General features: G+C 56.5%; 10 protein-coding genes and 4 tRNA genes. 6 read left to right on the forward strand and 8 right to left on the reverse strand.

The window, feature by feature from the left end:
* Positions 1-3,091: VCBS domain-containing protein (locus AF70_RS14355; RefSeq protein ID WP_169342484.1), on the forward strand; the 3,091-nt coding region annotated here is incomplete at its 5' end.
* Positions 3,092-3,274: 183 nt separating this feature from the next.
* Entirely contained in the window at positions 3,275-4,642 is a 1,368-nt protein-coding gene (locus AF70_RS14360) for a lysozyme inhibitor LprI family protein (RefSeq protein ID WP_028939366.1), read from the forward strand.
* A gap of 70 nt (positions 4,643-4,712) precedes the next feature.
* On the opposite strand, the gene AF70_RS14365 is transcribed toward AF70_RS14360, so the two are convergent.
* Positions 4,713-4,789 (reverse strand) — tRNA-Arg (locus AF70_RS14365).
* Between the two features lie 291 nt (positions 4,790-5,080).
* On the opposite strand from AF70_RS14365, the gene AF70_RS14370 reads away from it, so the two are divergent.
* Both AF70_RS14370 and AF70_RS14375 read left to right on the forward strand, forming a co-directional pair.
* A complete protein-coding gene (locus AF70_RS14370; RefSeq protein WP_007934920.1) occupies positions 5,081-5,314 on the forward strand; it encodes a hypothetical protein in 234 nt (77 codons plus the stop codon).
* 22 nt (positions 5,315-5,336) lie between these two features.
* The gene (locus AF70_RS14375) at positions 5,337-5,516 is read left to right on the forward strand and encodes a PA3371 family protein (RefSeq protein ID WP_019582893.1); all 180 of its coding nucleotides are present in this window, start codon (positions 5,337-5,339) and stop codon (positions 5,514-5,516) included.
* On the opposite strand, the gene phnN is transcribed toward AF70_RS14375, so the two are convergent.
* On the reverse strand, positions 5,491-6,063 hold the full coding sequence (gene phnN / locus AF70_RS14380) for a phosphonate metabolism protein/1,5-bisphosphokinase (PRPP-forming) PhnN (RefSeq protein WP_019582892.1): 573 nt from the start codon (positions 6,061-6,063) through the stop codon (positions 5,491-5,493). The genes AF70_RS14375 and phnN overlap by 26 nt on opposite strands.
* 385 nt (positions 6,064-6,448) lie before the next feature.
* On the opposite strand from phnN, the gene AF70_RS14385 reads away from it, so the two are divergent.
* The gene (locus AF70_RS14385; protein WP_003178899.1) at positions 6,449-6,775 is read left to right on the forward strand and encodes an Arc family DNA-binding protein; all 327 of its coding nucleotides are present in this window, start codon (positions 6,449-6,451) and stop codon (positions 6,773-6,775) included.
* Between the two features lie 103 nt (positions 6,776-6,878).
* On the opposite strand, the gene mgtE is transcribed toward AF70_RS14385, so the two are convergent.
* Entirely contained in the window at positions 6,879-8,321 is a 1,443-nt protein-coding gene (gene mgtE / locus AF70_RS14390) for a magnesium transporter (protein WP_007934913.1), read from the reverse strand.
* 321 nt (positions 8,322-8,642) lie between these two features.
* Here mgtE and AF70_RS14395 point away from each other — a divergent pair, with 321 nt between their 5' ends.
* The gene (locus tag AF70_RS14395) at positions 8,643-9,161 is read left to right on the forward strand and encodes a hypothetical protein (RefSeq protein ID WP_028939367.1); all 519 of its coding nucleotides are present in this window, start codon (positions 8,643-8,645) and stop codon (positions 9,159-9,161) included.
* A gap of 19 nt (positions 9,162-9,180) precedes the next feature.
* On the opposite strand, the gene AF70_RS14400 is transcribed toward AF70_RS14395, so the two are convergent.
* From AF70_RS14400 to AF70_RS14420, 5 genes are all read right to left on the reverse strand, one after another.
* A tRNA-Arg gene (locus AF70_RS14400) sits at positions 9,181-9,257 on the reverse strand.
* A 71-nt stretch (positions 9,258-9,328) separates the two neighbouring features.
* Positions 9,329-9,405 (reverse strand) — tRNA-Arg (locus tag AF70_RS14405).
* A gap of 107 nt (positions 9,406-9,512) precedes the next feature.
* A tRNA-Ser gene (locus AF70_RS14410) sits at positions 9,513-9,603 on the reverse strand.
* Between the two features lie 62 nt (positions 9,604-9,665).
* Positions 9,666-9,854 (reverse strand): carbon storage regulator CsrA, encoded by a 189-nt coding sequence (gene csrA / locus AF70_RS14415; protein ID WP_002554426.1) that lies wholly within the window; start codon positions 9,852-9,854, stop codon positions 9,666-9,668.
* Between the two features lie 188 nt (positions 9,855-10,042).
* Entirely contained in the window at positions 10,043-11,284 is a 1,242-nt protein-coding gene (locus AF70_RS14420) for an aspartate kinase (protein ID WP_007934911.1), read from the reverse strand.
* Positions 11,285-11,323: the final 39 nt, after the last annotated feature.

Genomic DNA, 11,323 nt, shown 5'->3' on the forward strand with positions numbered 1-11,323 from the left:
CATCGCCAACCTCACCGAGACCAATGCCGCCGTCGACATCTCCACCGCCGGCACCCTGACCATCAGCGACGTCGACAGCGCCGCAACCTTCGTCGCCCAAACCAACACCGCCGGCAGCTACGGCCAGTTCTCCATCGGCACCGACGGCGCCTGGACCTACGTCGCCAACTCCGCGCACAACGAGTTCGCCGCCGGCACCACCTACACCGACACCTTCGCCGTGAGCAGCGCCGATGGCACCCTCACTTCGGTCACCGTGCATATCGCCGGCAGCAACGACTCACCGACGATCACTTCCAACGGTGCTGGTGCAACGGCTTCGATCAGCGTGGCGGAGAACACCACGGCGATCACGACGGTAACGGCGACCGATGTTGATCTGCCGGCACAAACGCTGAGCTACAGCATCGTCGGTGGAGTGGATGCCGCGAAATTCTCGATCGTTTCTGGCACAGGCGTGCTGAGCTTTATCTCTGCACCCAACTTTGAAGCGCCGACTGATACGGGAACGAACAACGTTTATGACGTGATTGTGCGGGCATCGGACGGCACGCTGTTCGACGACCAGGCGATTGCGGTAACCGTGACAGGCGTCAACGACAACTCCCCAGTGATCACCTCCAACGGTGGTGGTGCGACGGCTTCGGTCAGCGTGGCGGAGAACACCACGGCGGTCACGACAGTGGTGGCGACCGATGCCGATCTACCAGCGCAGACGCTGAGCTACTCGATCCTGAATACGGCCGGGACAGACTTCAGCAAATTCTCGATCAGTTCGAGCGGGGTGCTGACGTTCAATTCGGCGCCCGACTACGAGAATCCCCAGGATGTCGGTGGGACTGCCGGCGACAATGCCTATGTTGTGGACGTTCAGGTGGCCGACGGCAATGGCGGAGTCGACACGCAGACCATTACGGTAAACGTGCAGAACGTCGTTGAGACGCCAGTTGATACCGTAGCGCCGACGGTGACTTCCATAACCGCGCTCACAGCGTCAGGGACACCGCTAGGGAACACCGGCAGCGGCACAATAACCATCACGTTCAGTGAAGCTGTGATTAACTTCGATATCAGTGATTTCAGTGTCACCGCAGGCCGCGGAACCCTCAGCAACTTCTCCGGTAGCGGCACTACTTATACAGTGGACTTCACAAGAACCAACAATGGATCTGTAAAAGCCAGCGTTACAAACACCTACACGGACTTGGCTGGCAATACGGGTGTTGCGTTCACCTCTAGCGCGAATCTTCCGGCAGGTGTGGCTGGCGAACCGATCAATCTAGCCCTCAACGCTCCATTGGCCGATATCAGCGGCCCCGTAACGGTGTCCATCAGCGGGGTTCCCTCGGGGTGGGTGTTCAATGCAGGAACCGACAACGGCGACGGCACATGGACCGTGCACACCAACGATCCCGGCGCATTGACCGTGACAACACCAAGCGACTTCGTGGGTGCGTTGGTGCTTGATGTCAACATGAGCTGGAGCAACATCGACGGCAGCACCGCCAGTGCCTACGTATTCAACAACGTCGAAGTCTATGCCCCAGGCGCGCCGATCTTCGCCGTGTCCGCCGATGACAATCTGACCGGTTCGTCTGGTGCCGACACCTTCGTCTTCGCCCAGCCGATCGGCAACAACCAGATCTACAATTTCGATGCCACAGCGGACAAGATCGACTTGGTTGGCTTCACGGGCATCAACGGCTTTGCAGATTTGAGTATCACTAACGACGCCAACGGCAATGCACTGGTCAGCATAAGCTCCGGCCAAACGGTCACTCTCAAAGGTGTCGATGCGGCGGACTTGAGCGAAGCGAACTTCCAGTTCGATGTCGACCCACTCACCAACAACAGCGGGACCCTCACCATTGCCGACGGCGCGATCATGCCGTTCGGTGGCAGCATCCATAACAGCGGCACCATCGAGCTCGGCTCCGCCGGCAGCGCAACCAGCCTTGAGGTTCTGTTCCGTGGCGCGACCTTGACCGGTGGCGGCCAAGTGCTGCTATCCGACAACGCGCAAAACGTGATTTTCGGCGGCAGCGCCGACACCGTACTGAATAACGTCGACAACCGCATTTCCGGCGCCGGCCAGTTGGGTGCCGGACAGATGGTGCTGATCAATGCGGGGCTGATCATGGCCAGCGGGCTGAACAGCCTGGTGCTCGACACCGGCACCCACACCATCACCAACAGCGGGGTGCTGGAGTCCACGGGCCCAGGCGGCATGACGGTGGCCAGCACGGTCGAAAACACCGGCCACCTGTGGGCCAATGGTGGCGACCTGCGCCTGCTGGCCGACGTGACCGGCGATGGCAGCGCGACCATCGACGGTAACGCGACCCTGACCTTCTCCGGTGCTGCACACGGGTCCGTCGCCTTCCACGGCGAAGGCGCGGGCACGCTGGTGATCGCCCAGGCCGAAACGGCGGGCTCGCTGTCCGGCATCCTCGGCCTTGAGAGCGATGACATGCTGACGTTCGGCAATCTCGCTTTCGGCGCCAACACCCAGCTCAGCTATAACGCCAGCGCCTCTGGCGCCGGCGGCCTGCTGACAGTGGACGACGGCGTGCATCGGGCCGAGGTGAACCTGCTGGGGCATTACTCGGCGGAAGACTTCCAGGTCACCGACGGCGGCGCGGCCGGCACTCAAGTCAGTTACCACGGAGAATCCAGCGGCACGCTGGTGGGCACCATGCTCGCAGACACGATCAGTGGCGGCGACGGCAACGACATCATCGTAGGCCGTGAAGGCGCAGACACGCTCAGCGGTGGCGCGGGCGCCGACGTGTTTGCCTACTTCAACGTGAATGAAGGCGGCGACCATATCCTCGACTACAACTACGCCGAAGGGGACAAAATCGACCTCTCTGCGCTGCTCAAGGCCAACTTTGTCGCCGGCACCAGCCAGGTGTCGGACTTTGTCCAAGTGGTGCAGACCGGCACCGACATCACCGTGAAGGTGGATACCGATGGCGCAAGTAATGGCAAGAACTTCGTCGACGTGGCGGTGCTTGACCACACGGGTACGCCTGGGCCAGATCTGGTGCGCACCTGGTTCGGGGATACGGACCATACACTGACGGCGTGATCGTGGGCGGGAGTTGAGCAGTTGATAATGCTGGAGACCAGGGAAGGTCGAACCATTATCCGGCTACTCAACTCCTTCGCTCACACTGCCCCTGACCATTTGATTCACCGGAGAATGCAACGCGTTAGATGAACCTCTGGGTTGCGTAGTTTAATGTGCACTACCCTGGAAAAGGATTTCATCGTGTACATCAAAGGACACTACATCGTATCTGCCTGCGCACTGCTGTTTTTCCAGCACGCACTGGCGACCGGAATGGACTGCACAAAAGCGGCAAACGCTGTCGAAAATACAATTTGCGCGAACAAAGGACTGTATGAGCTGGATACGCAAATGGGGTCGGTCTATCGAACGCTGATGAACGCCGCTTCGCCGGCGCAGGTTGAACTGAAGAGATCCCAGCGCCAGTGGTTGAAAGTGCGCAATGAATGCGTCGAAGACGTCGCCTGCCTGGACCAACACTATCGCGAACGCTTGCTGGCATTGCACGTGCAATGGGTCGACGTCGTTGCCTATCAACCCGACGATGTCGATAAACAGGTGATGGAGGATTTGCAACAACGCATCCAGGACCTGAGCAAGGACAATCCGGAATTTGCACTGGAGCGAGCACTCGACTCCATGGCGTTCGACAGCAGCACAACGTCATTCCCTGGCGACTCGGGTGAAGATGAGCAATCCCTCTTTCCCAAGACCATTCCCCAAGATGTTACAAAGGACGAATGGAAGGCACTGAAAGCGTCCGACATCAGCGACGCCGCTGAGTCCGGGCAGACCTCATACACGCTGATGGATATGGATGGCGACGGACAGCGTGACCTCATCGTTGAAACCTATTCCGGCGGCACCGGGATGTTCAGTTACACGCAAACCTACCGTCGCAGTGAAGGTCGGTTCATCAGCAGGACATCGGGGCCAGCCCATGAATCCGACTCACTTTTCTATACCAATGAACGCGGCGCCAACCAATCCGTGAACTGGATCAAGGCTCGCGGAAAAATCTACTTAGCCTACCGAAACGGTAGCTACGGCGTTGACCAGGTCTTTCTTCTCAATCCCCTGAAGATCAATAACAAAGTACCTACACTGACCGTTCGCTACGGCTATCAACTGACAGTGCCCCACACTCAATATCTGGAGGACGGAACCACCGCTTTCGAACTGGAGCCAGCCCTGCAAAAGGTACTCGCGAAAGCCTTGATCAAAGTGAATGCAGATGAAGCCCTGGAAACTGGTCAACAGAAAACCCCGATCTGCCCCATTCCTCCTTCAGTAAAAGACAGTGATGACTATTACAGCTTCGGGGCGAGTTACTACGCGATCGAACCCGTCGCCGATATGCCGGTGGTCATCGCTAATGAGTGCTTCATCGCAAGACTGATCAATTGGTACGGGAGCTACAGCGACAAGGACGGACTGTTTGCACTACTGACGTTGCGCAAACCGGGATCTGAAGACCAGGAACGCAGTTATTCGGTCAACGGACGTCGACATATCACGCAAGTGAGCACATCGATTGGCAAGGCCGAAGGTGGGGCTGAGAATTTTTAGTCAGTTATCCACCGATGGATAGCCACAAAAAAGCCCCACCAGATCACTCTGCGTGGGGCTTTCAAATATATGGTGTCCCAGGGCAGGTTCGAACTGCCAACCTTCCCCTTAGGAGGGGGATGCTCTATCCAATTGAGCTACTGAGACACAAGTCGCGCGCAAGGAATGCGCGGCGATGGACGGCGTGCATGTTAACGGGCAGGCCCGCTTTTGTCATGTCGTCCGTAGGGCTTTTTAAGTGTAGGCAGACGCCCTGCGGTAGCGTGGCTTTGTTTACCGTGCAAATTGCATCACCGCAAAATGCCATCATTGCAAAATGCAATGCCGGCCCTTGGTGAAAATATCTTAAATCGTTGTTTTTAAAGAATTTAATAGCCGTTAAACTTTTGGCATGCGGGCTGCTTCGACTGTTCTCAAAGAACGAAGGAGATCAGCCCCATGAACAGCGCTCTTTTAGTCGCGAATGCAGTCGCCCTGGCGGTTCTGTTGGGTTTTCAGTTCTTTCCCGAAAACGACGCTGCGATGGTTGCCCAACGCACGCCCCATTACCTGCAGCTGCAAAAAGCGCCTCAATGGGCAGTCACGAGCGATCAACGCAGTTTTGTCAGCCAAGAGGTGAGCCAGGAGAGTCTTCAACCGCGCACGCAGTCTTTTGAACGCTTGGTATTTTGAACCACCTCATCAGGAGCACAGCATGTCCAAATCAGCCGCAGGGTTTCTCATCCTCGCTCTACTGAGTGGCATCTTTCATCTGTCATTAGTCCAGGACACGATCGTCACCCTGCCCCTGATTGCCTGCGGCGTGTTCAGTGCGCTGTTCGTGCTGGCGCTGATCGCCGGGCGCAAGATCAAGTTCGATCCGGTTCTGCGCTGACGCTCAGCAACTCCAGAAGACCGGCAACGGTGACCGTAAGGTCGCCGGAGTTATCGAGTCGACGGATCTGCGTATCACCGATTGTATCGTCAGCCGTGAACAGCGCATTGCGGCGCAGTCTCGCTTCAATTTCTGCCGGGCTTTCACGCCCCCGCCGTAGCAGGCGCTCTCGCAGAACGTCATCCTTGACCGTCAACAGCACCGGCAACAGCGTGGGATAGCGCTGTTGCGCTTCTGTCAGGTGGCCGCGCGAAGCATTGATCAGCACATCGCGCCCGTCCTTGAGCCACTGGTCTATACGCACAGGAATACCGTAATCCAGCCCATTGGCCTGCCAAGAAAGCGCGAAATCCCCTTTGTTTCTGCGTCGCTCGAACTCTTCGCGGGACACCTCAATGGCGTCTTCGCCGACGGACTCAGCCGAGCGCGTAATAACCCGCCGCACGACTTCACAATTGCGTACCCGCAATGGCCCGCGAGCGGCTTCGATGAGGCTGTCCTTGCCGGATCCCGAAGGCCCCATTAAATAAATCAGCCTGCCATCCATCCTGAAATCATCCCATACCGTCCGTCTGCCCTAGTAAATCGGCCATTTGCCACTATCCTGTTAAGGTAAGGAACAAGGATCGAATCCGCATAGCATGCACCTTCAGGCGTCTTCGGGCATCACCTGTCGGGCAAGAGGACGCGGTCAGCGATACGGACTCATGGAATGTTTTCAAACCAGTCCGCATTTCTGATAATAGGTGCTGGCATTAAGCCTTTACCCAGATCAATATTTGTCACAGAATTGACGCCAATGATCTGGCTAATTTGAGGCATGATGCGCGCCTCTATCAATTCAGGTTGAACATTTGGCCGGAGTGCTTGTCCTATCTGACATCCTGCGGCCTATCCCGAGAACCGCTCCCCTGAACTAACCGGTTAAATATATGCGCCCATTGAAACAGGCAATTTATTCCAGCCGTACGGCTGACAAGTTCGTCGTACGTCTGCCAGACGGAATGCGTGAACGCATTGCCGAGGTGGCTCGCAATCATCATCGCAGCATGAATTCCGAGATCATCGCGCGCCTTGAGCAGAGTCTTATTCAGGAAGGCGCGTTGGGCGAAGAATTGAGCATGCGCCTGGACAGCCCCGAGCTGTCATTGCACGAACGCGAACTGCTGCAACGCTTCCGCCAACTCTCCCACCGCCAGCAAAACGCTCTGGTTTCGCTGATCGCCCATGACGCCGAAATGGCTGCAGACGCTTCCTGATTCATCCCGAAAGTTCAAGCCAGCGTAATTGCTGGCTTTTTTTTGCCTGAAATTCGGCCCCAAAAAAACCCGCCGATTGGGCGGGTTCTTTTGAGGCAGAACGTCAGAGCAGAAAAATCGTCGCCAGCCCGAGGAAGATGAAAAAGCCACCACTGTCGGTCATGGCAGTGATCATCACACTCGCGCCCATTGCCGGGTCGCGCCCAAGCCGCGCCAGGGTCATCGGAATCAACACACCCATCAATGCCGCAAGCAACAGGTTAAGCGTCATGGCGGCGGTCATCACCACGCCCAGGGACCAACTGCCATAAAGCAGGTAGGACACCACACCAATCACCCCACCCCAGACCAGGCCATTGATCAAGGCAACCGCCAACTCCTTGCGCATCAACCTCGACGTATTGCCGGTACTGACCTGGTCCAGCGCCATGGCCCGAACGATCATGGTGATCGTCTGGTTACCCGAGTTGCCGCCGATACCCGCCACGATCGGCATCAATGCCGCGAGCGCTACCAGCTTCTCGATAGAGCCCTCGAACAGGCCGATCACCCGTGATGCAACGAACGCGGTGATCAGGTTTATCGCCAGCCAGGCCCAACGGTTGCGCAGGGACTTCCAGACTGACGCAAAAATATCTTCTTCTTCGCGCAGACCCGCCATGTTGAGAACTTCGTTTTCGCTCTCTTCACGAATCAGGTCGACCATTTCATCGATGGTCAGACGACCGATCAGCTTGCCGTTCTTGTCGACCACCGGGGCCGAGATCAAGTCGTAACGCTCGAACGCCTGAGCGGCCTCGTAGGCGTCTTCGTCCGGATGAAAACTCACCGGATCGCTGGCCATTACTTCCGAGACCTGTTTATCCGGGTCGTTGACCAAAAGGCGCTTGATCGGCAACACGCCCTTGAGCACGCCGTCGTAATCGACCACGAACAGTTTGTCGGTATGGCTTGGCAATTCTTTGAGACGACGCAGGTAACGCAACACCACTTCAAGACTGACATCCTCACGGATGGTCACCATCTCGAAGTCCATCAGCGCACCGACCTGCTCCTCGTCATAGGACAACGCGGAGCGGACGCGCTCACGCTGTTGAGCATCGAGGGTTTCCATCAGCTCGTGGACGACGTCTCGCGGCAGCTCGGAGGCCAGGTCAGCAAGTTCGTCGGCATCCATGTCCTTGGCCGCCGCCAGGAGCTCGTGATCGTCCATGTCGGCGATCAGGGTTTCACGAACCGAATCGGATACTTCGAGCAGAATGTCGCCGTCGCGGTCGGCCTTGACCAATTGCCAGACGGTCAGACGATCGTCCAGTGGCAAGGCTTCAAGGATGTAGGCAACGTCGGCGGAGTGCAGATCATCGAGCTTGCGTTGCAACTCGACGAGGTTTTGCCGGTGAACCAGGTTCTCGACCCGGTCGTGATGCGGACCTTCCTGGCGATGAGTCAGGTCTTCGACCACCCGCTGGCGCTGCAGCAGCTCAACGACTTGAGCAAGGCGGTCCTGCAAGCTTTCCTGCGTTTTCTTTACTTCAACTTCAGACATAGGCGAACTCCACTCCCAGCAGCGGGGCACGCCGGAAGGATCAATCAGTCAATTCATGATTGTAAAAACGGGGTACTGAGTAACTACTGGGTAAGTCCATGGAGGTATTCCACAAGCCCCGGCGGGGCTGACGGGCGCAATGATAACACCGCCTGACGGTTTTAAACGTTAAAAAATCGCGGCTGAAACAAGCGCTTGCGAGACAAACCTGAGCGCTGTCCTGATCCATGGAACTGCGACGACTCATCCTGAAAAGAAAACACACCCTAGTCGAAAAATGCAGCGGCTACTCTTGATAAGGACCGTCAAGGAGGACGTCGAATGCCATGGAATGCTGATTATCTTTTACTTGCCGCCCTGCTCTGCCTGCCGCCCTGGGCGTTTGCTACGACCATCCACCGGTGTGAAGCCCCTGACGGACGCATCACCTTCACGACCTTGAGCTGTACGACCGGAGAAAGCCTTTCGCTTCAGGAAGTACGCACGTTTTTGCCTGGCAGCACGACAGCCCTGATACCAGAAGCCGAGGTTCGCGAAACATCAAGTATGAAAAAACCAAGGAGAGAGCCGACGGTCGTTGGTCAGTCCGAGGACAAATGTGGAAATCAGCTCAGCGCAAAGGAACGCCGCATCGCGATCATCAATCAGAGAGTGGTTGCCGGCATGAGTCAGCAGGACGTCGAAAGCGCTCTCGGCAAGCCAGACAAAATCAGCACTCGCAATTCAGCCACGAGCTACCGCTACGACAACAAGCGAGGGCGCAGTGCTCACATCGAGTTCGATGAGAAAGGTTGTACCAAAGGAAAAGCCAAATCGCAGACGGCAAAAAGCCCGCGTTAAACGCGGGCTTTTTGGTGTTTGGTGCACTCGACAGGATTCGAACCTGTGACCGCTCGGTTCGTAGCCGAGTACTCTATCCAGCTGAGCTACGAGTGCATTTGTGTTTTTATACCAGATCACAACTGGTTGAAGCCAAGTTACTCACATTACTGCAAACAACTCTTAAATGGTGCACTCGACAGGATTCGAACCTGTGACCGCTCGGTTCGTAGCCGAGTACTCTATCCAGCTGAGCTACGAGTGCATTTGTTGCCGCGCATTATAGGCCGTTAAATCTTTTTGTAAAGCACTTTTTCTAGTAATTTCAACAACTTACCGAAGAAGCCAGATTACAACGTACTAAACAAATAATGGCGGAGAACGGGGGATTCGAACCCCCGACACCCTTTTGAGGTGTACTCCCTTAGCAGGGGAGCGCCTTCGGCCACTCGGCCAGCTCTCCGCAACACGGGGCGTATATTAACCAGCTTTATCCCCGTTTGCAAACATAAAAAACGATAAAAATTAATGGCTTGGTTCTTCGTCCTTCTCTTTCTTGATACGCAGGTAAATTTCCTCACGGTGCACAGCCACCTCTTTCGGGGCGTTGACACCAATACGCACTTGATTTCCTTTAACGCCGAGCACGGTCACGGTGATTTCGCCATCACCAATAATCAGGCTTTCTGCGCACCGACGAGTCAGAATCAGCATACCTTTCTCCTCACGCATTTCATTTCAGGGACAACAGTCTGCAAAAAAAAGGCATTCGACCTACAACCGAAAAGGTCGCAGCCCTACATGCCTGAGTATTGACTAGCGCGAGCAAAAGAACAGTTTTGGTACGCACCATTCAAAAAAGCGAAGGGCGCGGTCAGACCGCGCCCTTCGGGGGAAACGCATTACTCGCCCTGTCGGGCCGGCGCGTCCAGTTCAAAAGCTGTGTGCAGGGCGCGCACAGCCAGTTCCAGGTACTTCTCTTCGATCACCACGGACACCTTGATTTCCGAAGTCGAGATCATCTGGATGTTGATGCTTTCTTTCGCCAGGGATTCGAACATGCGGCTGGCCACGCCTGCGTGGGAGCGCATGCCGACGCCAACGATCGAGACCTTGGCAATCTTGGTGTCGCCAACGACTTCACGGGCACCGATCTCGCGAGCGGTGTTTTCCAGCACCGATTGCGCCGCCTGGTAGTCGTTGCGGTGTACGGTGAAGGTGAAGTCGGTGGTGTTATCGTGCGCAACGTTCTGCACGATCATGTCGACTTCGATGTTCGCGGCACTGATCGGGCCGAGAATCTTGAACGCCACGCCCGGGGTGTCTGGCACGCCACGGATGGTCAGCTTGGCTTCATCGCGGTTGAAAGCGATGCCGGAAATGATCGGCTGTTCCATGGTTTCCTCTTCATCAATAGTAATGAGGGTGCCCGGACCCTCCTTGAAGCTGTGCAGTACGCGCAGCGGAACGTTGTACTTGCCGGCGAACTCGACCGCACGGATCTGCAACACCTTGGAACCGAGGCTGGCCATTTCCAGCATCTCTTCGAAGGTGATCTTGTCCAGACGCTGAGCCACGGACACCACACGCGGGTCGGTGGTGTAGACGCCGTCGACGTCGGTGTAGATCTGGCATTCGTCAGCCTTCAGGGCTGCCGCCAGTGCCACGCCAGTGGTGTCGGAACCACCACGACCGAGCGTGGTGATATTGCCGTGCTCGTCGACGCCCTGGAAACCGGCGACAACCACCACACGACCGGCCTTCAGGTCACCGCGAATCTTCTGGTCATCAATCTGCAAGATACGCGCTTTATTGTGCGCGCTATCCGTCAGAATCCGTACCTGGTTGCCGGTGTACGACACCGCTGGCACGCCACGCTTGATCAGCGCCATGGCCAACAGTGCAATCGTCACCTGCTCACCGGTGGAAACGATCACATCCAGTTCACGCGGAACCGGTTGGCCGTCGCCACTGATTTGCTTGGCCAGATCGATCAGACGGTTGGTTTCGCCGCTCATTGCAGACAGCACAACCACCAGGTCATCGCCCGCATCGCGGAATTTCTTAACCTTGTCGGCGACCTGCTCGATTCTCTCGACAGTGCCGACTGAGGTGCCTCCAAATTTCTGTACGATCAAAGCCATTTCAAAGCCGCCTCTGCCCATGAAGGGCGCCCAATAATC

Source organism: Pseudomonas sp. KD5, assembly GCF_012932895.1.
Taxonomy (GTDB): Bacteria; Pseudomonadota; Gammaproteobacteria; order Pseudomonadales; family Pseudomonadaceae; genus Aquipseudomonas.